At 72.8% G+C, this 26,243-nt stretch carries 23 protein-coding genes; 15 read left to right on the plus strand and 8 right to left on the minus strand.

All coding sequences use genetic code 11. The features are described from left to right. Nucleotides 1-3: 3 nt before the first annotated feature. Nucleotides 4-993 (plus strand): methylmalonyl Co-A mutase-associated GTPase MeaB, encoded by a 990-nt coding sequence (gene meaB, locus ACIP63_RS15655; protein WP_401515701.1) that lies wholly within the window; start codon nucleotides 4-6, stop codon nucleotides 991-993. Nucleotides 994-1,007: 14 nt separating this feature from the next. Here the strand turns inward: meaB and ACIP63_RS15660 are convergent, their stop codons facing one another. Then, nucleotides 1,008-2,495, minus strand: a complete 1,488-nt coding sequence (locus ACIP63_RS15660; RefSeq protein ID WP_401515704.1) for an MFS transporter — start codon at nucleotides 2,493-2,495, stop codon at nucleotides 1,008-1,010. A 117-nt stretch (nucleotides 2,496-2,612) separates the two neighbouring features. Between ACIP63_RS15660 and ACIP63_RS15665 the strand changes: the two genes are divergently transcribed. Together ACIP63_RS15665 and rho are read left to right on the plus strand one after the other, a co-directional pair. Next, entirely contained in the window at nucleotides 2,613-3,119 is a 507-nt protein-coding gene (locus tag ACIP63_RS15665; protein ID WP_401515707.1) for a MarR family winged helix-turn-helix transcriptional regulator, read from the plus strand. 287 nt (nucleotides 3,120-3,406) lie between these two features. Continuing rightward, nucleotides 3,407-4,567, plus strand: a complete 1,161-nt coding sequence (gene rho, locus ACIP63_RS15670) for a transcription termination factor Rho (RefSeq protein WP_401515710.1) — start codon at nucleotides 3,407-3,409, stop codon at nucleotides 4,565-4,567. A gap of 60 nt (nucleotides 4,568-4,627) precedes the next feature. On the opposite strand, the gene pgm is transcribed toward rho, so the two are convergent. Continuing rightward, nucleotides 4,628-6,274 carry a phosphoglucomutase (alpha-D-glucose-1,6-bisphosphate-dependent) gene (gene pgm / locus ACIP63_RS15675; RefSeq protein ID WP_401515712.1) on the minus strand — a complete coding sequence of 549 codons (1,647 nt, stop codon included), beginning with the start codon at nucleotides 6,272-6,274 and terminating at the stop codon, nucleotides 4,628-4,630. Nucleotides 6,275-6,884: 610 nt separating this feature from the next. On the opposite strand from pgm, the gene ACIP63_RS15680 reads away from it, so the two are divergent. From ACIP63_RS15680 to ACIP63_RS15720, 9 genes are all read left to right on the plus strand, one after another. Beyond that, nucleotides 6,885-8,060: a glycosyltransferase family 4 protein gene (locus tag ACIP63_RS15680; protein ID WP_401515715.1), complete on the plus strand. Its 1,176-nt coding sequence runs from the start codon at nucleotides 6,885-6,887 to the stop codon at nucleotides 8,058-8,060. Further along, nucleotides 8,057-9,547: a sugar transferase gene (locus tag ACIP63_RS15685; RefSeq protein ID WP_401515718.1), complete on the plus strand. Its 1,491-nt coding sequence runs from the start codon at nucleotides 8,057-8,059 to the stop codon at nucleotides 9,545-9,547. The genes ACIP63_RS15680 and ACIP63_RS15685 overlap by 4 nt, the downstream gene beginning before the upstream one ends. A 3-nt stretch (nucleotides 9,548-9,550) precedes the next feature. Then, the gene (locus ACIP63_RS15690) at nucleotides 9,551-10,915 is read left to right on the plus strand and encodes an O-antigen ligase family protein (protein WP_401515721.1); all 1,365 of its coding nucleotides are present in this window, start codon (nucleotides 9,551-9,553) and stop codon (nucleotides 10,913-10,915) included. After that, a complete protein-coding gene (locus ACIP63_RS15695) occupies nucleotides 10,912-12,522 on the plus strand; it encodes a lipid II flippase MurJ (RefSeq protein WP_401515725.1) in 1,611 nt (536 codons plus the stop codon). The genes ACIP63_RS15690 and ACIP63_RS15695 overlap by 4 nt, the downstream gene beginning before the upstream one ends. Further along, nucleotides 12,512-13,282 carry a polysaccharide deacetylase family protein gene (locus tag ACIP63_RS15700; protein ID WP_401515727.1) on the plus strand — a complete coding sequence of 257 codons (771 nt, stop codon included), beginning with the start codon at nucleotides 12,512-12,514 and terminating at the stop codon, nucleotides 13,280-13,282. Before ACIP63_RS15695 ends, ACIP63_RS15700 begins: the two co-directional genes overlap by 11 nt. Next, a complete protein-coding gene (locus ACIP63_RS15705; RefSeq protein ID WP_401515730.1) occupies nucleotides 13,279-14,430 on the plus strand; it encodes a glycosyltransferase in 1,152 nt (383 codons plus the stop codon). Before ACIP63_RS15700 ends, ACIP63_RS15705 begins: the two co-directional genes overlap by 4 nt. Continuing rightward, nucleotides 14,427-15,098, plus strand: a complete 672-nt coding sequence (locus tag ACIP63_RS15710) for a YveK family protein (protein ID WP_401515732.1) — start codon at nucleotides 14,427-14,429, stop codon at nucleotides 15,096-15,098. Before ACIP63_RS15705 ends, ACIP63_RS15710 begins: the two co-directional genes overlap by 4 nt. Next, complete coding sequence (locus tag ACIP63_RS15715; protein WP_401515734.1) at nucleotides 15,095-16,261, plus strand: GNAT family N-acetyltransferase; 1,167 nt, start codon at nucleotides 15,095-15,097, stop codon at nucleotides 16,259-16,261. The genes ACIP63_RS15710 and ACIP63_RS15715 overlap by 4 nt, the downstream gene beginning before the upstream one ends. Nucleotides 16,262-16,372: 111 nt before the next feature. Continuing rightward, a complete protein-coding gene (locus tag ACIP63_RS15720) occupies nucleotides 16,373-16,654 on the plus strand; it encodes a chaplin (protein WP_401515737.1) in 282 nt (93 codons plus the stop codon). Nucleotides 16,655-16,736: 82 nt separating this feature from the next. Here the strand turns inward: ACIP63_RS15720 and ACIP63_RS15725 are convergent, their stop codons facing one another. Continuing rightward, entirely contained in the window at nucleotides 16,737-17,597 is an 861-nt protein-coding gene (locus tag ACIP63_RS15725) for a tyrosinase family protein (RefSeq protein ID WP_401515740.1), read from the minus strand. Nucleotides 17,598-17,617: 20 nt separating this feature from the next. Then, nucleotides 17,618-18,091, minus strand: a complete 474-nt coding sequence (locus ACIP63_RS15730) for a tyrosinase family oxidase copper chaperone (protein WP_401515743.1) — start codon at nucleotides 18,089-18,091, stop codon at nucleotides 17,618-17,620. Between the two features lie 192 nt (nucleotides 18,092-18,283). Here ACIP63_RS15730 and ACIP63_RS15735 point away from each other — a divergent pair, with 192 nt between their 5' ends. Further along, nucleotides 18,284-19,573 carry a cytochrome P450 gene (locus ACIP63_RS15735; protein WP_401515746.1) on the plus strand — a complete coding sequence of 430 codons (1,290 nt, stop codon included), beginning with the start codon at nucleotides 18,284-18,286 and terminating at the stop codon, nucleotides 19,571-19,573. A 111-nt stretch (nucleotides 19,574-19,684) separates the two neighbouring features. Then, nucleotides 19,685-20,881, plus strand: a complete 1,197-nt coding sequence (locus tag ACIP63_RS15740) for a glycoside hydrolase family 26 protein (protein WP_401515748.1) — start codon at nucleotides 19,685-19,687, stop codon at nucleotides 20,879-20,881. 34 nt (nucleotides 20,882-20,915) lie between these two features. Here ACIP63_RS15740 and ACIP63_RS15745 read toward each other — a convergent pair whose 3' ends face one another. Continuing rightward, a complete protein-coding gene (locus tag ACIP63_RS15745; protein ID WP_401515751.1) occupies nucleotides 20,916-22,328 on the minus strand; it encodes a hypothetical protein in 1,413 nt (470 codons plus the stop codon). A 164-nt stretch (nucleotides 22,329-22,492) separates the two neighbouring features. On the opposite strand from ACIP63_RS15745, the gene ACIP63_RS15750 reads away from it, so the two are divergent. Continuing rightward, nucleotides 22,493-23,764: a molybdopterin-dependent oxidoreductase gene (locus ACIP63_RS15750; protein WP_401515754.1), complete on the plus strand. Its 1,272-nt coding sequence runs from the start codon at nucleotides 22,493-22,495 to the stop codon at nucleotides 23,762-23,764. Between the two features lie 310 nt (nucleotides 23,765-24,074). Here the strand turns inward: ACIP63_RS15750 and ACIP63_RS15755 are convergent, their stop codons facing one another. Genes ACIP63_RS15755 through ACIP63_RS15765 form a run of 3 tightly spaced genes read right to left on the minus strand, consistent with a single transcriptional unit; the run spans nucleotide 24,075 to nucleotide 26,241 of the window. Then, nucleotides 24,075-24,857: a class I SAM-dependent methyltransferase gene (locus ACIP63_RS15755; protein WP_401515757.1), complete on the minus strand. Its 783-nt coding sequence runs from the start codon at nucleotides 24,855-24,857 to the stop codon at nucleotides 24,075-24,077. Beyond that, the gene (locus tag ACIP63_RS15760; protein ID WP_401515760.1) at nucleotides 24,854-25,513 is read right to left on the minus strand and encodes a DUF2064 domain-containing protein; all 660 of its coding nucleotides are present in this window, start codon (nucleotides 25,511-25,513) and stop codon (nucleotides 24,854-24,856) included. The genes ACIP63_RS15755 and ACIP63_RS15760 overlap by 4 nt, the downstream gene beginning before the upstream one ends. Beyond that, nucleotides 25,510-26,241 carry a glycosyltransferase family 2 protein gene (locus tag ACIP63_RS15765; RefSeq protein WP_401515763.1) on the minus strand — a complete coding sequence of 244 codons (732 nt, stop codon included), beginning with the start codon at nucleotides 26,239-26,241 and terminating at the stop codon, nucleotides 25,510-25,512. The genes ACIP63_RS15760 and ACIP63_RS15765 overlap by 4 nt, the downstream gene beginning before the upstream one ends. Between the last annotated feature and the right edge of the window lie 2 nt (nucleotides 26,242-26,243).

Consider the following 26,243-nt stretch of genomic DNA (forward strand, 5'->3'; position numbering starts at 1 on the left):
CGGATGGCACGAGACATCGACACCGGCGCGTACGCCAAGGGTGTGGTCGCCGGGAAGCGCGCGTTCGTGGCACGCGCGATCACCCTGGTCGAGTCCACCCGCCCCGACCACCGGACGGCGGCGCAACAGCTGCTGAGCGAGCTGCTGCCGCATTCGGGGCGGGCCAGGCGCATCGGGATCAGCGGGGTGCCGGGCGTGGGGAAGTCCACGTTCATCGACGCGCTCGGCACCATGCTGACGGGGCTCGGCCACAGGGTCGCCGTGCTGGCCGTGGACCCGTCGTCCAGCCGTACGGGCGGTTCCATCCTGGGTGACAAGACCCGGATGGAGCGGCTGGCGGTGGACGCGCGGGCGTTCGTACGCCCCTCCCCCACCGCGGGAACCCTCGGCGGGGTGGCCAAGGCGACCCGCGAGTCCATCGTGGTGATGGAGGCCGCCGGCTACGACGTGGTGCTGGTGGAGACCGTCGGCGTAGGGCAGTCGGAGACGGCGGTGGCCAACATGGTCGACACGTTCCTGCTGCTCACCCTGGCGCGTACGGGCGACCAGCTGCAGGGCATCAAGAAGGGTGTCCTGGAGCTGGCCGACGCCATCGCGGTCAACAAGGCCGACGGCCCGCACGAACGCGACGCCCGCTCCGCGGCACGTGAACTGGCGGGTGCGCTACGGCTGATGCACCCCGTGGACGCGGCCTGGACTCCCCCGGTGCTGACGTGCAGCGCCAGGGAGTCGACCGGTCTGGACGCGCTGTGGGAGCGGCTGGAGCAGCACCGTACGCTCCTGGAGTCCACCGGGCGGCTGTCGGCCAAGCGCCGTGAGCAGCAGGTGGACTGGACCTGGGCGATGGTCCGTGACGAACTGCTGGACAGCCTGCGCAGCCATCCGGCGGTGCGTACGCTCGCCCCGGAGCTGGAACAGCGCGTCCGCGGGGGCGAGTTGACGGCGACGCTGGCGGCCGGGCAGATCCTGCGGGCGTTCCGCGGGGAGGACTGAGGCCCGGCCCGGGTTCACACGGCGGCGTGCCGTGTGCCGGCGGGGGCGTCGTCGATGCCGTGCTGCTCCTCGTCCGGACGCCCCTGCTCGGGCAGCAGGAAGGTGATGGCGAGGAAGGCGGCCAGGAGGCATGCCTGGACGATGAGGGCGCGGTGGAATCCGCCGGTGAAATCGCCGCGCCCGGCCTGGGTGAAGAACAAGGAGCCGAAGATGGCGACGCCGACGGAGCCGCCGATGGACTGGACTGCGGACAGGACTCCGGAGGCTGAGCCGATCTCCTTGTCGTCGACGGCGGCGAGTACGAAGCTGAACAGGGCGGCGATGACCATGCCCGCGCCGATTCCTGAGACGGTGACGCCCGGGGCGATGTCCCAAACGGAGAACGAGGCCGTGGTGAGGCCGTCCAGCTCGAACCAGAGCAGTGCCGCACCGGCGAGCTGGACGAGCGGGCCGATCTGGAGGACCTTGCGGCCGATCCTGTCGGCGAGGACCGCGCCGCTGACCGCCCCGCCGATCGCCGTGCCGACCGCGAGCGGCAGGTTGCCGAGTCCCGCGTCACCGGCGGTGAAGTGCCGGCCGATCTGGAGATAGAGGGTCAGCACGAGTTGCGTGCCGACGAGCCCGGCGAAGAACAGGGCGATGCCGCCGAGCCCGACGGTGAAGGCGGGCTTGCGCAGCAGGCCGGGGGTGACCAGGGGCTCACGGCCCGCCGCTGCCGTGCGGCGCTGGTGTACCGCGAACAGGACGAGTCCGAGGGCCGAAGCGGCCATGCACAGCCATGTCCACAGCGGCCATCCGTCCTCCTGTCCCTGGTTCAGCGGCAGGACGAGGAGCGCGCAGGACGACACGACCAGCGCGGCACCGGTCATGTCGACGCCCACCGTGCGGTCGCCGGCCTTCTTCGGCACGCACTTCGCGGCCGTGAGCAGGGCGGCGATGCCGATGGGCAGGTTGACCAGGAACACCGACCGCCAGCCCAGGCCGAAGAAGTCGCCCTCGACGAGGAAGCCGCCGAGGACCGGGCCGATGATGCCGCCGAGCCCGAGGACGGGGCCGAAGATCCCGAAGACCTTGGTGAGTTCGGAGCCGGAGAAGTTCTCCCGCAGCAGGCCGAGGCCCTGCGGCAGGAGCATCGCCCCGGCGGCGCCCTGCAGCAGCCGGAAGACGATCAGTGATTCGATGTTCGGCGCCAGCGCGCACAGCAGCGAGGTGGCGGTGAACGCGGTCAGGCCGATCAGGAACATGCTGCGCCGCCCGTAGCGGTCCCCGAGCCGGCCACCGAGCACGAGCCCGGCCCCCAAGGTGAGGGCGTACCCGCCGATCACCCACTGAAGGCCTACGGGGCCGGCGCCGAGGGACTCCTCCAGTGCCGGTCCGGCGACGTTCACGATCGAGGCGTCCAGGAGATCCATGACCTCCGCGACCAGCATCACCACAAGGATCAGCCACCGCCATCGGTAGGGCTCGGTGGTCTCGTCGAGGGCGGGGGACGGGGCACGCATGCTTGATACCTCCATGGTGAAGTAATTCCACGATGAAGGTAAAGTGGTGGCGGTAGGTTGTCAAAGCGCGCCGACGACGCGGATCGCGCGGCAGGAGAGAGAGGTGGCGGGCCTTCCATGGAGGACGTGACGCGCGACGGTGTCGCGGCGCGGCGTGAGCGGCTGATGGAGGGGCTGAGGATCTACGGCAGCCACTACGCCGAGCTCAGCCGGCGCTTCGCCGCCTGGCTGGGCCTGCACTCCACCGACGCGACCGCGGTGCTGGAGATCGCCGCCGCCGAGGAGCGCGGCACGCCGCTGTCACCGGCACGGCTGAGTGAGCGCATCTCCCTGTCCACGGGCGCCACCACCGCACTCCTGAACCGCCTGGAAGCGGCGGGGCACCTCACCCGCACCCGCGAACACTCGGACCGCCGCGTCGTCACCCTGCGCAGCGGCCCGCACATCCAGGAACGGGCGGACGAGTTCTTCGGCCCGCTCGCACTTCGCCTCGACACCACGATGTCGCACTATCCGCCGGAACTCCTGGCACGGTTCGAGTCCTTCGTGACCGACCTGAACTCCACCATGGACGCCCACCTCGCGGAGCGGAGCACGACGCCCCCGCCTCCCCCGGGCGACTGACCCCGGGGAGCCCCCCGGTCCCGGCCCGGCGGACAGGCCGCCGAGTCCGGCCGTCACGCCCCGGGGGCGCGGGGCCTTCCCCTCCCCGACCTCGCGTGGTACGTTGCCTTCAGCACACGTGAAAGCCCGCATCGGGCGCCGGTGCTTCTCCCCCGCTGTTGCGCCAGTCCTTCTACGACCGGTGATCCAGCTTCTCGCACCATCTCTTCTGTCCGGTCCGGGCTTCTCATGCCCGTCGTACGAGGCGTGATTCCGCCGCCTTGCCTTCGCCGGACCTCTCATTCGCCATGTCCGCGAAAGGACCCACCATGACCAGCACACTCGAACGCCCCGTGGTCCGGCAGGATCAGCCCGTCCGCACCGTCGGTGTCCTCGACACCACGAACAACGGACACGGCGTCCTGCGCACCGACGGCGGCCATCCCTCACCCCGCGACGTCCAGGTCTCGCCCGCACTGATCCGGCGGTACGGCCTGCGCAAGGGCGATGTCGTCGACGGGACGTGCGAGCGCCCTCGCGCCCTGTCCGGCGTCGACTCCGTCAACGGCCGTGCGGCGCACGAACTCCGGGGCCGTCCGCACTTCCACGACCTCACCCCGCTCCACCCCCGGGAGCGCCTGCGCCTGGAGAGGCCGGACGGGGGCCCCGCCCCCCGGATCATCGATCTCGTCTCCCCCGTCGGCAAGGGGCAGCGCGGCCTGATCGTCGCGCCTCCGAAGACCGGCAAGACCGTTCTCCTGCAGCAGATCGCCGCTTCGGTGGCCGTCAATCATCCCGAGTGCCACCTGATGGTGGTCCTCCTGGACGAACGCCCCGAAGAGGTCACGGACATGCGCCGTTCCGTGCGCGGAGAGGTGTACGCCTCCACCTTCGACCGGCCCGCCAAGGAGCACATCGCGCTCGCGGACCTCGCCGTGGAACGCGCCAAGCGGCTGGTCGAACAGGGCCGCGACGTCGTGATCCTCCTCGACTCCCTCACCAGGCTGTGCCGCGCCCACAACAACAACGCCGGGGCCGGAGGCCGCACACTGAGCGGCGGCGTGGACGCGTCGGCGCTCATGGGTCCCAAGAAGCTGTTCGGCGCGGCCCGGCTCGCCGAGGAAGGCGGTTCGCTCACCATCCTGGCGACCGTGCTGGTGGACACCGGCTCCCGCGCCGACGACTACTTCTTCGAGGAGCTCAAGGGCACCGGCAACATGGAGCTCCGCCTCGACCGTGCGTCCGCGGACCGGCGGGTCTTCCCGGCGGTCGACATCACGCCGTCGGGCACCCGTCGCGAGGAACTCCTGCTGCCCTCGGGCGAGCTGGCCGCCGTACGGGGGCTGAGGCGCGCCCTGCGGTCGCGGGACGCCCAGGCCATGCTCGAAGCGCTGCTGGACAAGATCCGCAGGACCCCCGACAACGCCGCCTTCCTCCGCCAGGTCCAGCAGACCGTCCCGGACGCGTAACCGCACAATTGCCGGCGCTCAAGGCGGAGGCGGGCGCGCCGGGCGCGCCCGCCCGGCCGCTCAGCCCGTGGCACCCAGTGCGTCGGAGACCAGGGCCCGTGCCTCGTCCTGGACCCGGGCCAGGTGCCCGGCGCCCTGGAAGCTCTCCGCGTACACCTTGTAGACGTCCTCGGTGCCGGACGGGCGTGCCGCGAACCACGCGCTGTCGGTGCAGACCTTGAGCCCGCCGACGGCCGCGCCGTTGCCGGGCGCCTCGGTGAGCACGGCGGTGATCGGCTCGCCGGCCAGCGTGTCCGCGGAGACCTGTTCCGGGGAGAGCCTGGCCAGCACCGCCTTCTGCTCACGGGTCGCGGGGGCGTCGATCCGGGCGTAGGCCGGATCGCCGAACCGGGCGGTGAGTTCGCCGTAGTGCTGGGAGGGGGTCGAGCCCGTGACGGCCGTGATCTCCGAGGCGAGCAGGGCGAGCAGGATGCCGTCCTTGTCCGTCGTCCACACCCGGCCGTCGCGGCGCAGGAAGGACGCTCCGGCCGACTCCTCGCCGCCGAATCCCAGGGTGCCGCCGAACAGCCCGTCGACGAACCACTTGAAGCCCACGGGGACCTCCACCAGTTGCCGTCCCAGGTCCGAGGCGACCCGGTCGATCATGGAGGAGGAGACCAGGGTCTTGCCGATGCCGGTGCCGGCCGGCCAGTTCTCCCGGTGGGAGTAGAGGTAGCGGATGGCCACGGCCAGGTAGTGGTTCGGATTCATCAGTCCGCCGTCCGGCGTGACGATGCCGTGCCGGTCGGCGTCCGCGTCGTTACCGGTGGCGATGGTGTACGCGTCGCGCTGCTCGATCAGCGAGGCCATGGCGTACGGCGACGAGCAGTCCATGCGGATCTTGCCGTCCCAGTCGAGCGTCATGAAACGCCAGGTGGGGTCCGCGAGCGGGTTGACCACCGTGAGGTCGAGCCGGTGGCGCTCGGCGATCCGTCCCCAGTACGCGACCGAGGCTCCGCCCAGGGGGTCGGCGCCGATCCGGATGCCGGCGTCGCGTACGGCGTCCAGGTCGAGGACGGCCGGGAGATCGTCGACGTAACCGGTCAGGAAGTCGTGACGCCCGGTGGTGTCGGCGGCGAGCGCCCTGGCGTAGGGGATCCGGCGGACCTCCTTCAGCCCTCCTTCGATCAGGGCGTTGGCCCGGTCCTGGATCCAGGAGGTGGCGTCGGAACCGGCCGGCCCGCCGTGCGGCGGGTTGTACTTGAAGCCGCCGTCGGCGGGCGGGTTGTGCGAGGGCGTGACGACGATGCCGTCCGCGAGGCCGCTCCTCCGGTCCCGGTTGTACGTGAGGATCGCGTGCGAGACGGCTGGGGTGGGGGTGTAGCCGTCGTCGCTGTCGATCAGGACGGTGACGCCGTTGGCGGCCAGCACCTCGACGGCCGTGATCCTGGCCGGTTCCGAGAGCGCGTGGGTGTCGGCCCCGAGGAACACCGGCCCGTCCGTGCCCTGCCGCTCCCGGTAGTCGCAGATGGCCTGGGTGGTGGCGGCGATGTGGTCCTCGTTGAACGCGGCCGCGAGTGCCGATCCCCGGTGCCCCGACGTCCCGAAGGCCACACGCTGGCCGGGCTCACCCGGGTCCGGGTGGACCGTGTAATAGGCCGTCACCAGCCGCGCCACGTCCACCAGGTCTCCGGGCTGCGCCGGCTGACCGGCCCGTTCGTGAACCATCGATTCTCCTCTGTCCTCATCGGCCGTTCGCGGACCGCCACCGGCGGACGATCATCACGAGTTGTACCCGATACTGCCTCCTCGGCCGCACAGCCGGGTAGGCGGCCTGACCGGCAGTACACCTGGCGCACGGCGGATCCGGTGGCCGTTTCGCCATGGTTGGCCGGTTCGCACGGAAAGGGCGCCGGGACGCGGCGGAGGCCGGAGAATGCCACTACGGACAAACGGAACGCGGGCCGCAGGAATTCCTGCGCCAACGGGACGGGAATTGCGGCGCATTAATACCTGGCGCATCCGGAACCCTGGGGATACGCCGTCGGGATACTCCCTCGGGATACGAGCGGAGGCGCACGGCACGGCCATCATGCGGCACAGCGGTGAACAAAGTCGGTCATCGTCGTCTGACACGCCGCAGAACCGAGGAGCAGGCGGTCGGAGGATTTTCCGGGGGTAATCCATCCGGACACGAGCGCGAGTCATGCGTGTTTTCGCACGCATGGTCTGCCACAGTGCAGTTCGGTTTCACCCACTTGATCTCCCGCCGCCATATTCCTTGCCGCCGGTGTTTACCCGAACCGGCTCTTCGGGGGCATGTGAAAGAGAGCCGTGCGTGCTGCAGAAGAGTTGCACCGAGGAAAGACGACTGACAGTCCTTCACCTGGTCCAGCCGGTGGAGGGAGGAGTCGCACGGGTCGTGACCGACCTCGTCGCGGCACAGGTACGGGCAGGACTGCGGCCCGTCGTGGCCTGCCCGCCGGACGGCGCCCTGGCGGCCGGCGCGTCCATCGCCGGGGCGCGGGTGTGCGCCTGGCCGGCGGAGCGCGCCCCCGGCCCCCGGCTCGGCCGGGAGGTCCTCACGGCGGGCCGGCTGATCCGTGCGTGCGCTCCCGACGTGGTCCATGCCCACAGCGCCAAGGCGGGACTCGCCGGGCGGCTGGCCGTGCGCGGCCGGGTACCGACGGTCTTCCAGCCGCACGCCTGGTCGTTCGAGGCCCTGGAAGGCCGGGCCGCCGGTGTGGCAGCGGCGTGGGAGCGGTTCGGGGCGCGGTGGAGCGACCGCATCCTCTGCGTCAGCGAGTCCGAACGCGCGTCCGGGCAGCGCGCGGGCATCACGGCGCGCTGGTCGGTCATCCACAACGGCATCGATCTCGGCCGCTTCCGGCCCGTCTGCGGGGACGCCGCCGCGTCGGCGCGCGGATCGCTCGCGCTGCTCGAAGGAACCCCCGCCGAGGTACCGCTGGTCGTGTGCGTCGGACGCCTGAGCCGGCAGAAGGGCCAGGACGTGCTGCTGCGGGCATGGCGCACCGCCGCGACGGGCGGCGCGCGGCTGGTCCTGGTCGGCGACGGGCCGTACGGGGACGAGCTGCGCCGCACCGCGCCCCCCGGCGTTCTGTTCGCCGGGGAGAGCGCGGACGTACGGCCCTGGATCCACGCGGCGGACCTGCTGGTCCTCCCTTCGCGCTGGGAGGGGATGGCGCTGGCCCCCCTCGAAGCGATGGCCTGCGGCACGCCGGTCCTTCTGACCGACGTCGACGGGGCCAGGGAGAGCCTGCCGCCCGGACACCTGCCGCACTGCCTGGTGCCGCCCGAGGACCCCGCGGCTCTCGCGGCAGCGCTCACCACGCTGCTGGGCGACCCGGTGCTGCGGACGCGGCTGGGCCGCACCGCGCAGATCCGCACCCGGGAGGTCTTCGACGTGACGAAGACCGCCGGAGCGGTCCTGCGCCTCTACGAGGAACTTGTCGGCCAGTCCCGCCCCACGACGAGGAAGCGCACCGAGCGATGACGACGGAGAGTGCACCTGTCCCCCGAGCCGCCCAGGCAACCGCCGAACGGCGCGCCGCTACCGCGATCCGTCCGCCACGCAGTGGCAGGGAGGACGCTTTCGCCCCACGGACCGCGGCAGGCCGCCGACGAGGCCGGGCTCCGGCGGCGCTCGTGGCCTCCGACCTGCTCGCCCTCGGCCTGGCCGTGGCCCTGATCGCCCCCGGGCCCTGGCCGCCGGCCGCCGCCCTGCTGCAGGCGGGCGTGCAGCTGCTCCTCAACGCGTACCGGGGTCTCTACCGCACCGGCCTCTCCCCCTCGGCTCTGGCCGAACTGCCCGCGCTGGCGGGGCTGGCCGTGGTGCAGTGGTACGTCGTCGCCGAGGCGGTGTCCGTGTACGACCCGCGCCTCGCCGCCGGGTGGACGGCGCTCGCCTGCGCGGCCGGCCTCCAGACCCTGGTGAGCTGCGGAGCACGCGCCATGGTCCACCGGTCCCGGCTGTGGTCGGCCGCACGTAATCCGCGGTCCACCCTGGTGGTGGGAGACGGTCCGTTCGCCGACCGGGTCGTCGCCGTGCTGCAGGAGCACACGCGGTACGGGATGCGGCCGGTCGGCCGGGTGGCGGGATCCGGCCCGGACGTGGACGAGAGGGCGGACGCGCCCGCGGGCGGGGCTCCGCTGCCCGTCCTGACGTCGGTGCAGGACGCCGGCCGGGCGGTCGTGCAGAACTCCGTGCGGCACGCCGTCTTCACGGTCCCGCCCGACGCCGCGCCCGACGGGGCGGAGCTCTTCGCCCTGTTCGCGCGGCACGGCTGCCGGGTGTGGCTGATCACCGATCAGGCGCCGGTCGCCCGGTACCGGACCGCGCCCCGGCCGGACCATGTGTGGGGTTTCGCGGCCCACTCGCTGCATGCCGGAGCGCACCGTCCGGTGGCGCACCGGGTGAAACGGGCCATGGACGCGGTCCTGGCCTTGGTGGCGCTGGTCGCGGCGTCCCCGGTGATGGCCGCCTGCGCTCTGGCCGTGCGCCTGGGCGACGGCCCGGGCGTCATCTTCCGCCAGGAACGGATCGGCGGATACGGGCGGCCGTTCGTCCTGCTGAAGTTCCGCACACTGCGCCCGGCCGACGCGCACGAGTCGGCCACCCGCTGGAACGTCTCGTCGGACCGGCGCATGAGTCGCGTCGGCAAGTTGCTGCGCAGGACGTCGCTCGATGAGCTGCCGCAGCTGTGGAACGTCGTACGCGGCGACATGAGCCTGGTCGGGCCGCGCCCTGAACGCCCCTACTTCGTCCAGCAGTTCAGCCTCGCGCATCCCGGCTACCGGTCCCGGCACCGGATGCCCGTCGGCATCACGGGACTGGCCCAGGTGCACGGCCTGCGAGGCGACACCTCGATCGAGGACCGGGCGCGCTTCGACAACCGGTACATCGAGACATGGTCGCTCTGGCAGGACATGTGCGTACTGGCGCGTACGGCCGGCTCGGTGTTCCGGCTCGGAGGCAGCTGAACCGTGACCCTCACCGTGGCCTCGCCGCCCGTCGTACCGGCCGCCGCCCAGGAGAAGGCGCCCCCTCACGGGTGGCGCGGCCGTTGGCCGTTGCTGCCGCTGATCGCGACCGTCCTGCTCGTGGCCGTCCCGGCCGACGAGACGTCACCCTGGACGGTGGGGGGCGTACCCGCGGCCGATCTCCTCTCGGGGGTGGCCGTCCTCGTCTGCGCGGGCCGTCTGCTGTTCCTGCGGCGGCGTCCGCTCTCGCCGGCCGCGGCGGTCGTGCTGGGGCTCCCGGCCGTCGGCCTCGCCCTGGCCACGGTCACCGCCACGGACCCGGTGGCGGCCCTGCCGGGGTTCGTGCGGTACCTGCAGATCTTCGTCCTCGTACCGGCCGCCGTCCTCCTGCTGGTCAGGGACGCCGCGGGGTTCCGGGCAGTCGCGGGCGCGCTCGTCCTGCTGGCGGTGGTCCAGGGTGCGACGGGGGTACACCAGTACGTCACCGGCACCGGCGCCTCCTACATGGGGGAGGACATCCGCGCTGTCGGCACGTTCGGTCCCAGCGATGTGATGGGGATGGCCACGGTCGTCGGCTACGGCCTGGTGGCGGCAGCCGCGTACGCGCTCCGCACCCCGGCCGGCACTCCTCGCCGGCTGAGGCCGTGGGCTCCCGTGACCGCCGCGCTGCTGCTCGTCCCGCTCACGCTGTCCTTCAGCCGGGGGGCGTGGATCGCGACGGCCGCCGGGGCACTCGCCGTGATCGTGCTGACCGGGCTCCGGCAGGCGGTCCGCGCGCTGGCGGTGCTGGGCGCTGCCGGGGTCGTCCTGGTGGGTGGTTTCGGCGTGGGGTCCGAGATGATCTCGCAGCGGCTCACCAGCATCACCGAGGTGACCAGCGCCCCCGACCGGTCGGTCAACGACCGCTACGCCATGTGGGCCGCCGCCGCGGGGATGTGGCGCGAGCGGCCCGCGACCGGCGTCGGTCTGAAGGGCTTCCCGGCCCACCGTGACGGGCACGCCTCGATCGGGCTCTCGGCCGGCAGTGACACGGCGGGGGCCGGTCAGGAGTTCCGCAGGCAGCCGCTGCTCTCCCCCCACAACATGTACCTGCTGGTACTCGGCGAGCAGGGGCTCATCGGCTTCACCGCACTGGTGGGCTCCTGGGCGGCGCTCCTGGCCGTCGGGGTGCGCAGGCTGGTGCTCGCACGGGCCCGGGGGGCCGCGGCCGTCGACTGCGGTCTCGCGGCCGTCGGGCTGATGACCTGGCAGACGGTCGACTTCCTGTACGCGGACATCGGGGGCCCCTCGACCGTCCTGACCGGGGTCGTGCTCGGCCTCGCCGCGTGGTGGGCGCTGGCCGGGCCGGAGAGGACGACCGGCGCGTGAGCGGGACCGCCACGGAGGCGACGGTCACCGGACCGCCGGCGCCCGACGCTCCGGTACGGCCCGGGCGCTTCCTCGCGCGGGCAGCGGGCGGCGCCGCGGGACTCACCGTGATCGCCGCGCTGCTGGGGCTCTTCCGCGACCAGGCACTCGCGCGGCTGTTCGGCGCCGGCCACGCCAGCGACGCCTTCCTGATCGCCTGGACCGTCCCGGAGATGGCGGCCACGCTGCTGATCGAGGACGGCATGGCGCTGCTGCTCGTGCCGGCGTTCAGCCTGGCCCTGACCCGGCGTGCGGCCGGCGGCCACGACCAGGACCCGGTCCGCGTCCTGGTGGCCGGCACCCTCCCCCGGCTGTTCGCCGCACTGGCCTGCGCGGCAGGGCTGCTGGTCTGGGGGGCGCCCTGGGCCGTCGCGGTCCTGGCTCCCGGGCTGGACGATCCCCGGCTGGCGGTGGACTGCACACGGCTGACGGCCGTCACGGTCCTCACCTTCGGCGTCACGGGGTACTTCAGCGCGGCGCTGCGGGCGCACGGCAGGTTCCTGGCGCCGGCCGGTGTCTACATCGCGTACAACGTCGGCATCATCGGCATGACGCTGGCGCTGCACTCCGTCTGGGGGGTGCGCGCCGCCGCCGCGGGGGTCGCCGCCGGCAGCCTGCTGATGATCCTGACCCTGCTGCCCACGTTCCTGCGGCTGATTCCCGCGCGGCGCGGGAAGCGTGCGCTCCGCGAGCGTGGTTCCGGTTCCGCCCTGCTCGGGGCGACCGTCCTGGCGCCGGTCGTCCTGTTCGTGGTGAGCCGTCAGTCGCAGGTCTTCGTCGAGCGGTTCCTCGCGTCGTCGCTGCCGGAGGGGGCCATCTCGCATCTGAACTACGCGCAGAAGGTCGCGCAGCTGCCGATGGTGCTGTCCATGATGATCTGCACGGTGACCTTCCCCGTCGTCGCGCGGGCCATGGCGGCCGGGGACCGGGAGGGTGCCCGGCAGCGGGTCGAACGTGATCTGGCCCTGGCCGGGACCGTGGTGCTGCTGGGCACGGCGATGGTGCTCGGCTGTGCGCCCCGTATCGTCGAAGTCCTCTTCCAGCGCGGCGCCTTCGACGCGGCGGACACCGCCGCCACGGCCGGTGTCATGCGGGTCTACGCGTTGGGCCTGCTCGGTCACACGCTGGTCGGCGCCCTGTGCCGGCCGTTCTTCTCGGCCGGCCGGCCGACCTGGTACCCGCTCGGCGCGATGGCCGCGGGGCTTCTGGTCACCGCTGTTTCCGGGGTGCTGCTGACCGGCCCCTTCGGTGTCGACGGCATCGCCGCCGCCAATGCCGTCGGCATCAGCACGGCCGCCCTGCTGATGCTGCTGGGGCTGGGCTCGCGGGCGGTGGCCGTACGGCCCGGGGCCGTCGCCCTCTCCCTCACCCGGCCCGTGGCCGCGGCGGCGGTCGCGGCGGCCACGGGCCGGCTGGCCGCGGACCTGGTGCCGGGACCGGTGCCGGGTCTGGCGGCCGGCTGTCTGCTCGTACCCATGGCGTTCCTTCTCACCGGGCTGCTGCTCCGGGCCCCGGAAGCCGTTCATCTGCTGGCACTCATCCGACAGAGGTTCCCTCATGACCGCTGACACCTCGGCGCCCCCTGCCCGGACGCTCCCTCCCAGGTCCCGGCCGTGGATCCTGACCTACCACTCGGTGAGCGACCCCACGGAGGATCCGTACGGCATCACCGTCTCCGCCGGCCGTCTGGACGAGCAGCTCACCTGGCTGCGGCGCCGGGGGCTGACCGGCGTCGGGATCGCGGCGCTGCTGCGCGCGCGGGCCGCCGGGAAGCAGGGGCTGGTCGGGCTCACCTTCGACGACGGGTACGCCGACTTCCTCGACGAGGCGCTCCCGGTGCTGCGCGCCCACGGCTGCACCGCGACCGTGTTCGTCCTGCCCGGACGGCCCGGCGGCTCCAACGTCTGGGATCCGCTCGGCCCGCGCAGGCCGCTGCTCACCGAGGAGGACGTCCGAACCGTCGCCGCGGCGGGTATGGAGGTCGGCTCGCACGGGATGCTCCACCGGGATCTGACGGCGCTTTCGGACGAGGAACTGCGCGAGGAGACGCACGGCAGCCGCGAGGCGCTGCGCCGCGTCACCGGGCAGGCGCCGTCCGGGTTCTGCTATCCGTACGGCACGGCCGACCGCCGGGTGGCCGAGTCCGTGCGGGAGGCGGGATACGCGTACGGATGCGCCCTCGTGCCCGGCACCCTGTCGGGGCCGTTCGCCCTTCCCCGTACGCATGTCAGCCACGCCGACCGGGGCGCCCGTCTGCTGGCCAAGGAGGTACGGCACCGGCTGCGGCGCCGCTCCCCCGGCGCCGGGCGGCCGGGTGACGGCCGGTGAGGGCGCTGCATGTCATCACCGGCCTCGGCGTCGGCGGGGCCGAGCAGCAGCTGCGGCTGCTGCTGCGCCATCTGCCGGTGCGCTGCGACGTCGTGACGCTCACCAATCCGGGAGCGGTCGCGGAAGGGCTCCGCGCCGACGGAGTCCGTGTCCGGGACCTGGGGATGAGGAGCAACAGGGACCTCGGCGCCGTACCCCGGCTGGCCCGTCTCATCCGCCGCGGCTCGTACGACCTCGTGCACACGCACCTCTACCGGGCCTGTGTCTACGGACGGATCGCGGCGCGCCTCGCCGGGACCACCGTGGTGTCGACGGAGCACTCGCTCGGCCGCGCGGAGATCGAGGGGCGGCCGCTCACCCGCCCGACCAGGGAGCTCTACCTGCGCACCGAGCGGCTCGGGGCGGCGACGGTCGCGGTCTCCGACACCGTCGCGGGCAGGCTGCGCGACTGGGGGGTGCCGGCCGCCCGGATCCATACCGTCCCCAACGGCGTCGACGTGGCGGCCTTCCGCTTCGACAGCGCTCAACGGGACGCCACCCGGGCCCTCCTCGGCCTTCCCGACGCGGCGTTCGTGGTGGGGGGCGTCGGCAGGCTGGTTCCCGGCAAACGCTTCGACCTGCTGATCCGTGCCGTCGCCGCCCTCCCCGGTGCCTGGCTGGTCCTGGCCGGCGACGGGCCGGAGGCCGGGGCGCTGCGCGCTCTCGCCGCCCGGCTCGGGGTGGCCGGCCGCGTCAGGTTCCTCGGCGAGTGCGGCACCTCGGGGGCCGCCCCCGGCATCCCCGCGGTGCTCAGTGCCGTCGACACGTTCGTCTCGGCGTCCCGCGAGGAGTCCTTCGGTCTCGCCGTCGTCGAGGCCCTGGCCGCCGGGCTGCCGGTCGTGTACGCGGCCTGCCCCGCCATCGAGGACCTCCCGGCGGGCCGGGCGCCGGGCGCCACCCGCATCGGATCCGGCGCCGGAGAGGACGATCCCACGGACGAGCTGACGGCCGCGCTCCGGCACCGCATGGAGAGCGGCGCCCGGAGGCTGCCGCCGCCCCCCGCCGTGGACCACTACGACATCAGGCTCAGCAGCCGGCGCCTCATGGACGTCTACGCACAGGCCGTCGACATCACCGCAGTTCCCCCGACCGAGAGAGCACAATCATGACCGACTCGCCCGAGCAGCAGCCGGCCGTCCCCGGACGGTTCCGCAGGCTCCGCCCCGCACTCGTACGGACCGGGTGGTGGTTGCCGCTGCCCGCCGGTGTCCTGCTCGGAGCCGCCTGCGGATTCTCGTACGGTCTTCTCGCCACGCCCGAGTACGCGGCCACGAGCTACGCCATGGTCACCGCCGGAAAGGACATCGATCCGGCCGCCGCGCTGGGTTACGCGCAGTCGTACGGCCGCCTGGCCACCAGTGACGCCACCCTCTCCTACGCCAAGGGCGCCGCCGGAGAGCCCGTGCGCGAACTGCGTACACACGTACGGTCCGAGACCTCTCCCGACTCGCCCATGATCTCGGTCACCGGCACGTCGGCCGACCGGGACCGTGCCGCGGACATCGCCAACGCGGTGACGGAGGCGGTGGTCGTCAGCAGCGGGCACGTCGCGAAGGACACCGGGGTGAAGCTGGTCAAGTTCTCTCACGCCGTGCCTCCCGTGGACCCCGTGTCCCCGTCCGTGCCGCTCGGCACGGCCGTGGGCGCCAGCGCGGGAGGGCTGGCCGGCGGCCTGGTCCTGCTCGTCCGCCCCCGCACCGGACGCCGGGGCGCCACGGCCCAGGTGCCGGGCCCCGCCCAGGGCGGCACCACCGGCGAGAGGGAGCTCGTGCGATGAACACCGACCGACGCGGGCGGCTCACCGTCACCCTCTGCAGGGACCTGCCGGACTTCGCGGACCTCGCCGCGGAGTGGGACGCGCTGCACCGCCGGTGCCCCAGCGCGACGCCGTTCCAGAGCCATGCGTGGCTCCACTCGTGGTGGCTCTCCTACGGGGTCCCCGGCCGTCTCCGGGTCCTCCTCGCGCGCCGGGGAGGCCGGCTGATCGGGGCGGCGCCGCTGATGCTCGTGCACCGCCCGATGCCTCTGCTGGTGCCGATGGGCGGCGCGATCTCCGACTTCTTCGACATCCTGGTGGACGGCGAGGACACCCCGGCAGCGGTCACCGCGCTGGAGCGCGGGCTCCACCGGGCCGCCGCGCACACGGTCGTGGACCTGCGGGAGGTGCGGCCCGACGCCTCGGCGCACCTGCTGTTCGAGGCGTGGTCCGGTGCTCGGAGCAGCCGCACGGACTCGACCTGCATGGAGTTGCCCGCCGAGCCCATCGACGCCCTCATCGGGCGGATGACCGGTTCCCGCGCCCAGCGGACGCGGGCCAAGCTCCGCAGGATCGACGCGCTCGGCATCGAGTGCCGCACCGCGCCCGTACACCGGGTGGCGGGCGCTGTCGGCACCCTGTTGCGGCTGCACGAGCTCCAGTGGCTCGGCAGGGGGGTCAACCCTGAGCATCTCCGGCCCCGTTTCTGCGCGCATCTGGTGCGCTCCACCCGCCGGATGGTGCGCGACGGCGAGGCCTCGGTGAGGGAGTTCCTGCTCGACGGGGAGGTGGTGGCCGCCGATCTGTCCTTCAGGTCGGCCCGGCTGACGGGGGGTTACCTCTACGGGGCCGATCCCCGGCTCAGGGAGACGAAGGTGGATGTCTCCACGATGCTGCTGCGTGAGATCGCCCGGGAGGCCGGGGACCTGGACCGCGGCGTGCTGAGCCTGCTGCGCGGGTCGGAGCAGTACAAGAACCACTGGGGTCCCGCGCCGGTCGTCAACCGGCGCCTGATGCTGGCCCGTCCGGCGCTGGAGCCGCTGCTGCGGCTGCGCGAGACGCAGGTGAACGTCCGGGACCGGGCGGCGGAGACGGTGAGAACCCGCCTTCCCGCAGCGCGGGACTGGCGCGGGCGGATCGGCGAGCTGCCGGCGGCCGGGGCCGCGTTCCTCGGCCTGAGTTGAGCCGTGATGATGAGTTTTGCGACGATCCGTTACCGTCTGTCGAGTTTCGCGTTGTCAGGGCATACCGGCCGCACGCTCGGCGGCCGGCTTCGAACCCCTCAAGGAGAACTGATGTCGCGTATCTCGAAGGTGGCCGCCGTCATGGCAGGTACCGGTGCCCTGATCGCCGGCGGTGCCGGCATGGCTACCGCCGACTCCGGGGCGGAGGCCGTCGCGGCCCACTCCCCCGGTGTCCTTTCGGGCAACGCCGTCCAGGTGCCGGTTCACATCCCGGTCAACGTGTGCGGCAACACGGTGAACGTGATCGCTCTGCTGAACCCGGCGTTCGGCAACACCTGCGCCAACGTGTCGGACAGCCACGAGGACAACGGCGAGTACGGCTACGGCCACTGATCTCCCCCACGCACCGTCCGGGCCCTCCCCTTCCGCGCGCGACGCGGAGGGGGAGGGCCCGGCCGCTTTCGGCAGGCGGCGCTCAGACGTACCGGTAGAGCCGGGTGTGGTCCATGAGCTGTGAGGGCGTCACGTCCCACGGGGGCATGGGCCGGTCGTACGCGAAGATCCGGTCCCGCTGCGGGTCTTCGGCGGGGAGCGCGCGGGCCGGCAGGTAGCGGGAGCGCGGATGCGCCTTCTGCCAGCGGGTCCACAGCAGGTCGATGAAGGCGTGGTGCAACCAGAAGACGGGGTCGTCGGGTGACGCGGCGCCCGCCATCGACCCGCCGATCCAGCGGTGCACCTGGTTGTGGTTGGCCACGCCGCGGCCGCCCCTGATGCCCCATCCCTCGATCCTGTTGCGGAAACCGGTGGTGCTGACGCTGTTCCAGGGCGCGGCGTCGTACACCGGATCGCGCAGCGCGCGCTCCACGTCCGCGGGCCGGGGCAGTGTGACGGGCGCCGAGGGCCGGCCGAAGTTGCGCCGCAGGAAGGGGTCGTCGGTCACTCCGGCGCGGATCCGCCAGTTCCCCTGCCGGTAGGCGAACGGTCCGGTCATGACCTGCCGGTCGCCCGGCCTGCCGTTGCCGCCGAGGAAGTCCTCCGCCCAGAGGGACGCCTTCGCCGTGTTGTCCCGCGTCCAGTCCCAGTACGGGACCGACACGCGGGAATCGACGGCCCGCAGCGCCTTCTCGAACTCCAGGAGGTATCTGCGGTGCCAGGGGAAGAAGGACGGGGTCATGTGGGCGGGCCGGGGCCTGCTCTCCGAGTCGGTGACGTAGAACTCCCGGTGCATGCTGACGAAGTCGTCGTACCGGCCCGATCGCTTGAGTTCCAGGATCGCGTCGACCAGGCGCTTCTTCTCGGTGCGCGTGAGATCGCGCTGGTTCTTGCGGCTGTACACGCGTGCTCGTCCTTAGGGGCTCAGATGGTGTGCGGGGAGGCTGCCGCCAACTGGGCGGTGCCGAGTTCGTCCACCGCCGCGCGGGCCGTCTCGAGGAGTGTGGGGAACGACTCGTAGTGGTTGACGGCGCTCAGATAGCTCCCGTCGGCGCGCCGCATCACGTGCAGCACCCTCCCGTCGACGCTGACCTCGGTGCCGGACGCCGCCGCGACGGCTCCGGCCTCGACGGCGTACGGCTGCGCGCCGGCCGGCACCGTGGCCGTGGCCGCGCCCCGGATCTCGCGGCCCTTGTACAGCTCGGAGAAGCGCTCGGGCCCCACGGCTCCGCGCTCCTGGGCAGGGCTTCCGGGCTCCGGTTCCTCGAGGATCACCGGGGCGAGCGCGCCGCCGGTGCCCGCGATCACGGCCGCGGTGAAGGCGGTGCGCAGTACCGCCCGGCGGGCCGGCCGGGGGGCGCCGGGCGGCTGCCCGCCGGTGGCGTCGGTCGGGTTCATGGTGGGTCTGCCTCCCTCTCGTCCGCTCCTGCGAGGTGTCCCGCCCGAGTGGGCAACGAGACGGAGCGTGAACGGTTCTCGTCCACAGGGCATCACGCGACCGTGGGAATTCCGCGGTGCGGTACGGCCGTGTCGGCCGCGCGGCGCCGTCCTCCGGGTCAGCATGGCCGTCCGAACTCCCGGAGGTTGTGAATGAACGCGCCGACACAGGTGCCCACGGTCCGCGTACGAGGGACGGCCGGTGCCGATCTGGCGGATCCGGCGTTCTGGCGACTGCCACGGTCCGAGCGGCTCTCGGAGTTCGCCCGGCTGAGGGAACTCGACGCGCCGGTCCGCTTCACCCCTCGTACGGGGTCGCGTACGCCGTTCTACGCGCTGGTGAAGCACGCGGACGTGAGGGCGGCGAGCCGGCAGCCGCAGGTCTTCGCCAGCGCCCCCGGTGTCACCACTCCGGAGCCGGCGCCCTGGGCCAAGGCGGTGTTCGGCAACTCCATGGTCAACATGGACGGCGCCGAGCACGCGGGGCTGCGCAGGACCATCTCCCGCGCCTTCACACCGAGGCTGCTCGCGGCCGCCGAGGCGAACATCGGCGCCGTCGCCCGGCGGCTGGTGGACGAGGTGATCACGGAAGGACCGGGCGATTTCATGCGCTCGGCGCCTTCGCGTATGCCCTTCGAGGTGATCTGCGACCTCATGGGCATCCCCACGCGCCACCGGGCCCGCATCGCGGCGCGGATCGACCACGCGTCGGAGTACGTCGGTGTACAGAGGCGTGGCCGTGCGCGGCTCCGTGTCCCGGGGCGCGGCCTGCGCTCCCTGGCCCGCATGCAGCTGGAGATGGCGGGCATCGCCCGTGAGCGGCGCCGTGTCCCGGAGGACGACGTGATCTCGGCGCTCGTCCGCGCGGATGTCGGCGGACAGGCCCTGTCCTCGCGTCAGCTCGGCGCGTTCTTCTCGCTGCTGCTCGTGGCGGGGGTGGAGACCACCCGCAACGCGATCGCCCACGGTCTGGTCCTGCTCACGACGCATCCGGAGCAGCGGGCCCTCCTGGAGTCCGACTTCGACCGCTACGCCGACGGCGCGGTGGACGAGATCGTCCGCCACTCGACGCCGATCATCCAGTTCCGCCGGACGGTGGCGGCCGAATGCACGCTCGGCGGTCACACCTTTCTGCCCGGGGAGAAGGTCGTACTCCTCTACGCGTCCGCCAACCGCGACGCGTCCGTCTTCGACGACCCCGGAGCCTTCGACATCACCCGGTCGCCCAATCCGCACCTCGGATACGGCGGCGGAGGCCCCCACCACTGCCTGGGGGCCCATCTGGCGAAACTGGAGATGAAGGCGCTCTTCCGCGAAATGCTCACTCGCCTGGGAGGGGTCCGGACTTCGGGCGGACCGGGCCTGGTCCATTCGAATTTCGACAATCGCGTCGGCTCCCTTCCTTTCACCTTCGAAAGGTGTCACCCGAATGGTCCGCTCTGAACCTGCGCGTGTCGCGAATGGGCTATTCACGGGCGGCCCCGCAGCCCATTGTTGAATCTTTCTCCTTAGGGTCGACAGGGTCGGGGACAGGACGTAACCCAAGGAGAAGCCGTGGCCGTACAGCGCCGTCTCATCACATTCGGCGTCGGGGCGACCGCGCTCTGCCTCCTCGTCGGTGGCGCGGTCCTCGCCGACCGTGAGACCGCGGACATCCAGGCCGGCAAGGGCACGGCGCAGCAGGCGCCGGAGCCGGTGACGACGACCGCGATCGGCGCCTATCTGGACTACGGGCCGAAGGGCGTGGAGCGGATGGGAGAGCTGTCCCGCTGGCTCGGCGGTACGGAGCTGCGCGTCGGGCACAGCTATCTGCCGGGCGACCTGTGGGAGAACATCGCGGGCCGCCCCGGCTTCCTCGCCTCGTGGGCGGCCTGGCGGAAAGCGGCCGAGGACCGGATGTTCGTGCTCAACACGCCGATGCTGGAGCGGAACGAGGAGCACGTCTCCGACCAGGAGGTCCGCGGTCTGCTGCGGGCCGGCGCCGAGGGGCAGTTCGACGAGCACTTCCGGCGGCTGGCCGAGCGCCTGGTCCTGCTGGGCGTCCCGGACACGGTGATCGTCCTCGGCTGGGAGATGAACGGGACGACGTACACCCACCGGTGCGGTCCGGATCCCGTCGCGTGGAAGGCGTACTGGAACCGCATCGTCACGACGATGCGGTCCGTGTCCGGCCAGGAGTTCCGCTTCGACTTCGCTCCGAGCAGGGGGCGGGACGCCGTGCCCTGGACGGAGTGCTATCCGGGCGACGACGTCGTGGACATCATCGGCATGGACTCCTACGACCAGCCTCCGGCGCGGACCTTCGACGAGCAGGTGAACGAGCCGTACGGTCTGCAGAAGCAGGTCGACTTCGCGGCCGAGCACGGCAAACCGATCTCGTTCCCGGAGTGGGGACTCTTCCGCAACGGCGACAACCCCGAGTACATGCGCCGCATGCTGGAGTGGATGGAGCGGCACAAGCCGGTCTACCAGACGATCACCGACTACTGCCCGCACGGGGTGTGGCAGTGTGCCGACAACCCCGAGTCCTCCCGGGTGTTCCGCGAGATGCTGAGCGGACTGCCGGACGCGACCGGGCCCTCGGCTCCCGCGCCGGACCCGAGCGGGACGCCGGAGACGCCCAAGCCCGACAAGCCGACGCCGACGACGCCCACGCCGGACACGAACGACTCCGGCTGGTGCTTCACCCTCCCGCTGAGCGACTGGTTCGGCCAGTGGCTGAGTGACCGGGAGCTCTGCGTGCGCGATTGAGGTCGGCGCGGGTGGTGCCTGCCGCCGGCGTCGCTCACCACCCGGTCCACAGAAGGTGGTTGACGGTCAGGGCGACGGCCGCCTGGGCGGCCAGCCAGCCGCGTCTGCCGGTGTCCGGAAGCAGAGCGGCGGCAGGCATCAGCCACACGACGAACGGCTGCCAGATGCGTTCCGTCTCCGCCTTGCTCATCCCGGACAGGTCCGCGGCGGCGACGGCCAGGAGCGCGGCCGAGGTGAGGAGTGCCAGTCGCTGGGCGGCCGTCGTGGTGCCCGGACGCAGTCCGCGTACGGCGGCGGGGGCGGCCCCTGCCGCGCGGCGCAGACCGGCGACCGTGGCGAGTCCCGCGGCGAGCGTGGTGCAGGCGAGGTTCGCCCAGACCCAGTAGGAGTAGGGGCGGGTCCCGCCGGCGCCCTGGTAGTAGCGCTCGACGAGGAGGTGGTAGGCCTCCCACCAGTTGAAGCCCGCCAGGGTGAAGGCCACGGGTACGACCAGTGCGCCGAGCGCGAGAGGGCCGAGCGGGCGTGCCGTCCGGGTCAGCACGAGGACGGCCGCCGGCAGGACCGCGATGAGCGTCAGACCGTAACTGAGGTAGCAGGTCAGTCCGAACAGCAGTCCGGAGCCCAGCGCGGCGGCTGCCGGGTGCCGGGTCGTGCGGGTCGCGGCGAGGGCCAGCAGTGCCACGGACCACGCCGCGACCGCGGCGAAGTAGCCGTCCGCCGAGGTGCCGGTCCAGACGGCGAAGGGGGCGAGGACGAGGAACGGAGCCGCGCGCCGGGCGAGGTGTTCATCCGTCAGGGCGCGCAGCGCGACCATGACGGCCACAGCGGCTGAGCCGCCGAGCACGATGCACCACATGCCCGCCCAGGCGCCGCCCCCGAGTCCCGCGCGGTCCAGGCCGACGAAGGTGAGGGTGGCGCCCGGGGGATGGCCGGCGACGTGGGCGGGCCAGTTGCCCGGGGGGCCGATCACGATGTGGTCGGTGAAACCGCGCAGGGCGGCGCCGATGTCGTCGAAGCGGTCGATCACTCGCAGGTACTCGTGCTTGGTGGTCAGTCTGCGCGCGATCCCCCGGTACCAGCCCTCGATGAGGGCGAGCGAGAGGATCCAGGCCACCGATGTGGCCCAGCAGGTGAGCAGCAGCCGACGCCAGGGGAGCCGGACCGCAAGCCGTGGCCCGTAGGCGACGGCCGCCACCGCCACCGCCACGGCGGCCGGTGTACCGGGGCCGACGTGCGGATCCCAGGAGGCCAGGAGCGGCGGCCAGTGGACCTGCAGGCTGCCGTCGCCCTCCTGGATCACCCATCCGACCGCTATGGCCACGGCCACCAGCAGGACTCCCGCCGCGGCGGCCGTGAGGTCCCGCCGGCGGCCGGCGGGTCCGGTGGCGGGGGTGGGCACTGCGGGTTCGGCGGGCCGGATGCGGTCGCTGCGTTCCTCGGTCGTCACGCGGGCACGCTACGCATCAGGTTGGTGCGGCGGACGGTGCGACGCCGCCGCGTCACACAACCGTCAGATCCCGCGGCGGGTGATCCGCCCCGCAGCACCGACGTCAGACTTTCGTCAGGAGTCGTACGCTCCTGGGAGCGTCCTCTCCGGCATAACGTCGGCACATGCGCGACAGACGCCGGCGAACCGGTGCACTCCTCCCCTCCCCCGGCCTCCCTCCGCCCACGGAGCCGGCCTTCTGGCGCAGCCCGGTACGCGGGGTCCGGTTCACGGCCGTGCTCGGCGTGGTGCTCCTCGCCGGCATCACCCTGCTGTTCGTCACGGGCCTTCTGTCGTACGCGGCGTACAACCCGGATCTCGCGGCCGTGAACGACAAGACACCGGCCAAGGGGTGGCTGGGCTTCTACCTGTTCGACTGGCCCACCGGTCCTCACTGGCTGTACCGGCTGACCCAGGGGATCCACGTCACCCTCGGAATCGTTCTCGTGCCCGTGCTCCTGGCCAAGCTGTGGTCGGTGATCCCGAAGCTCTTCGCACTGCCGCCGGCGCGGTCGGCCGGGCATGCCCTGGAGCGCCTGTCGCTGCTGCTGCTCGTGGGCGGGGCGCTCTTCGAATTCGTCACGGGACTGCTCAACATCCAGTTGGAGTACCTGTTCCCCGGGTCGTTCTATCCCCTGCACTTCTACGGGGCGTGGGTCTTCTTCGCCGCGTTCCTCACCCATACGTGCCTGAAGCTCCCCCGGGCGCTGCGGGTCCTGCGCCACGGTCTCGCCACGGCGGAGAGCGATGAGCTCGCCTCGCCGCGCCCCGCGCCGCCGACCGTCTCCCGGCGCGGCGCCCTCGCCGTCGTGGGAGCGGGGTCGCTGCTCCTCCTGGTGACCTCCGCCGGCCGGAGCTTCGACGGCGGGCTGCGGCGGACCGCCCTGCTGACCCCTCGCGGGGGCGCGGAACCCGGCCCGGGGCCCAACGGCTTCCAGATCAACAAGACGGCCGCGACGGTGGGCATCGCTCCGGCCGACACGGGGGGACGCTGGCGGCTCACCGTCGTCGGACCGGCCGGGGAGATCCGGCTGTCCCGGGCGGATCTCCTGTCCATGGAACAGCGCAGCGCGGCGCTGCCCATCGCCTGTGTGGAGGGCTGGTCGACGTCCGATCAGTGGTGGCGCGGGGTCACTCTGCGCGATCTGGCCGCACTCGCCGGCTTCCCGGACGGCCCGCCCGGGGTGCTGGTGGAGTCCCTCCAGCGAAGCGGGCCGTTCCGGAGGGTGGCGCTCAGGGACAACCAGGTGCGCGACCCGCGCTCGCTGCTGGCGCTGGGCGTCAACGGTGAGCCCCTGTCACCGGATCACGGCTATCCGGCGCGCGTCATCGTGCCGGCCGCCCCCGGCGTGATGAACACCAAATGGGTGAGCCGACTGACGTTCGGAGAGCTGTGATGCGGATTCTGCGCCGCTGGTACGGGGAAGGGCCGCTGCACCTGCTGCTGATGGGCTCGTCCTTCGCCCTCGCGGGTTACGCGGGGGTGCGGCTGCTCGACGGGGACACGCTCATGATCCTGGTGTGGTTCGTGGGCGCCGCGCTGGTGCACGACCTGGTGCTGGTGCCGCTGTACTCGGCGGCGGACCGGGCCCTGCGGATCCCCCTCACCGGCCGGCCGTCGCCGGTGCACTCCGTACGCGTACCGCTGCTCCTGTCAGGGCTGCTCCTGCTGATGTGGTTCCCTCTGATCACACGTCAGGCGGAGCGCTACGAGCCCGCGAGCGGGATGTCCCCCGACAGGTTCCTGGGGAACTGGCTGCTGATCACGGCCGCGCTGTTCGCCGTGTCGGCGCTCCGGCTGGTCGTACGGGCCGTCCGGGCGCGGCGCAGGGCGAGGAACGGACGGCCGTCGGCCTCCCACTGATCGACGGGCTCCCACTCCTCCGCCCGGGCGTATGCGAGCAGCGCGGACACCCCGGCACGGGCCCAGGGGAAGTGGGGCGCCGCGCCGGCGCGCCCCCGGCCGTCGTCGATGCGTACCTGCACCTGCTCGTCCACGTCGTGGGGTGCGGCCTCCGTGATGAGCAGTCCGCCCGGCGCCAGCACGGCGGCGACCCGGCGGAGCAGGGCCCGGGGGTCGCCGCCGATCCCGATGTTGCCGTCGATGAGCAGAGCCGTACCCCAGCGGCCTTCGCCGGGCAGCGGCTCGAACACGCTGCGGCGGAGCGCCGGTCCTCCGATCCGCTGGGTGCGTCCGATGGCGGCCTCGCTCACATCGATGCCCAGCGCGCGGTGTCCGCGCGCGGCCAGCGCTGCCACCATGCGGCCGGGTCCGCACCCGATGTCGATCACCGGCCCCTCGCTGCGGCCGAGCGCCGACAGGTCGGCGGCGTCGGCGTCCGCGCACCAGCGTTCGATGTCCAGCGGCAGGAGCCACCCGTCCTTCCGCCGGAGGAAGAGCGGGCCACGGCCCCGGGTCAGCGCTCGCGCGTACGGATCGGCCGCCCAGGGGGCGGCCGCCGGGCCTGCCGGCGGCAGCACCGTGCTCATCGGATCACCGCCCGGCCGAGGCGGGAGAGGGCCGAGGCGAACAGGCCGTGCGGCGCGGCGGCGGCGACGCGCAGCGCGTCCTCGGCGGTGTCCACGTCGCGCAGCGGCGGCAGGTCCCGCACGGTGAGGCCCGCGCCGGTCAGGCGCGCCCGCTGGATCGCGCCCGTATCGGGGCGGGACATCGGCACGCCCCGTACGAGGCCGGGGTCGGGCGCTGCCAGGCCCAGAGCCCAGAAGCCACCGTCCTCGGCCGGTCCGAACCAGGCGTCGCAGCCGTCCCAGGCGCCTGGGGAGAGCGCGGGCGCCAGCAGGCAGGGCGCGATCTGCGGGGTGTCCATTCCGATGAGGAGGGCCGGCCCGGTACAGGTGCCGAACGCCGCCGCGATGCGCTCGTCCAGGGCGCCCGCGCTCTGCGGGAGCACGTCGTAGCCCGGTGGCATCCAGGGGCCGGGGCGCCCTTCGAGGACCAGGACCCGTCGCAGGGCGGGCAGGGTGAGTCCGGTCCGCAGGGTGTCTTCGAGCGCCGCGGCGGCGAGTTCCGCGGCCTCGCCGGGGCTGAACGGCGGCGTGAGCCGCGTCTTGACCCGGCCGGGTACCGGCTCCTTGGCGATGACCAGCAGCGTCGTCGCCCCGGCAGGTGGCATCCGTGCGCTCATCGGGCTGCCTCCGCCCCGACGCTCCGCAGGGCCGGCGGCTGAGGCTGCCGCAGCACCGCACGCATGTCCCGCACCGCGTGCCAGGTGCCCCGCCAGGTGCCGGTGACCTTGGACTTCCCTGTCCTCGGCAGATACGGCACATCCGTCTCGGCGACGCGCAGTCCGGCGTCCGAGGCGCGCACCACCATCTGCAGCGGATAGCCGCTGCGACGGTCCGTCAGGTCGAGCGCCAGCAGCGCCTCCCGGCGTACCGCCCGCATCGGCCCGAGGTCGTGCAGCCGGAGGCCGGTGCGGCGACGGAGCATGCCCGACAGGGCCATGTTGCCGAGCCTGGCATGCACGGGCCAGGCGCCGCGGGCGGTGGGTCGGCGCCGGCCGAGGAGGAGGTCGCTCTCCCCTTCGGCGATCCGCCGGACGAAGCCGGGGAGCAGGGCCGGGTCGAGCGAGCCGTCGCAGTCGCAGAAGCAGACGTACTCCGCCTCGGCGGCGAGCAACCCGGCGTGGCAGGCGGAGCCGAAGCCGCGGCGCGGTTCGTGCACGACGGTGGCGCCGAGCGAGCGGGCGACGGCCGCCGATCCGTCGGTGGACCCGTTGTCGACGACGATGGCCCGCCACCCTTCGGGGACTCGGGCCAGTACCCGGGGCAGTGCCTCGGCCTCGTCGAGGCAGGGCAGGACGATGTCGGCGCGGATGGGGTCGGCGGGATCCGCCGGTGCAGAGTCGGTCACGC

The sequence above is a fragment of the Streptomyces sp. NPDC088746 genome, from assembly GCF_044751065.1.
Classification (GTDB): Bacteria; Actinomycetota; Actinomycetes; order Streptomycetales; family Streptomycetaceae; genus Streptomyces.

Coding starts and splice junctions, on each gene's coding strand:
- meaB (WP_401515701.1), top strand. CDS start 4: ATGGCACGAGACATCGACACCGGCGCGTACGCCAAGGGTGTGGTCGCC.
- ACIP63_RS15660 (WP_401515704.1), bottom strand. CDS start 2,495: ATGCGTGCCCCGTCCCCCGCCCTCGACGAGACCACCGAGCCCTACCGA.
- ACIP63_RS15665 (WP_401515707.1), top strand. CDS start 2,613: ATGGAGGACGTGACGCGCGACGGTGTCGCGGCGCGGCGTGAGCGGCTG.
- rho (WP_401515710.1), top strand. CDS start 3,407: ATGTCCGCGAAAGGACCCACCATGACCAGCACACTCGAACGCCCCGTG.
- pgm (WP_401515712.1), bottom strand. CDS start 6,274: ATGGTTCACGAACGGGCCGGTCAGCCGGCGCAGCCCGGAGACCTGGTG.
- ACIP63_RS15685 (WP_401515718.1), top strand. CDS start 8,057: ATGACGACGGAGAGTGCACCTGTCCCCCGAGCCGCCCAGGCAACCGCC.
- ACIP63_RS15700 (WP_401515727.1), top strand. CDS start 12,512: ATGACCGCTGACACCTCGGCGCCCCCTGCCCGGACGCTCCCTCCCAGG.
- ACIP63_RS15710 (WP_401515732.1), top strand. CDS start 14,427: ATGACCGACTCGCCCGAGCAGCAGCCGGCCGTCCCCGGACGGTTCCGC.
- ACIP63_RS15715 (WP_401515734.1), top strand. CDS start 15,095: ATGAACACCGACCGACGCGGGCGGCTCACCGTCACCCTCTGCAGGGAC.
- ACIP63_RS15720 (WP_401515737.1), top strand. CDS start 16,373: ATGTCGCGTATCTCGAAGGTGGCCGCCGTCATGGCAGGTACCGGTGCC.
- ACIP63_RS15730 (WP_401515743.1), bottom strand. CDS start 18,091: ATGAACCCGACCGACGCCACCGGCGGGCAGCCGCCCGGCGCCCCCCGG.
- ACIP63_RS15735 (WP_401515746.1), top strand. CDS start 18,284: ATGAACGCGCCGACACAGGTGCCCACGGTCCGCGTACGAGGGACGGCC.
- ACIP63_RS15750 (WP_401515754.1), top strand. CDS start 22,493: ATGCGCGACAGACGCCGGCGAACCGGTGCACTCCTCCCCTCCCCCGGC.
- ACIP63_RS15755 (WP_401515757.1), bottom strand. CDS start 24,857: ATGAGCACGGTGCTGCCGCCGGCAGGCCCGGCGGCCGCCCCCTGGGCG.
- ACIP63_RS15760 (WP_401515760.1), bottom strand. CDS start 25,513: ATGAGCGCACGGATGCCACCTGCCGGGGCGACGACGCTGCTGGTCATC.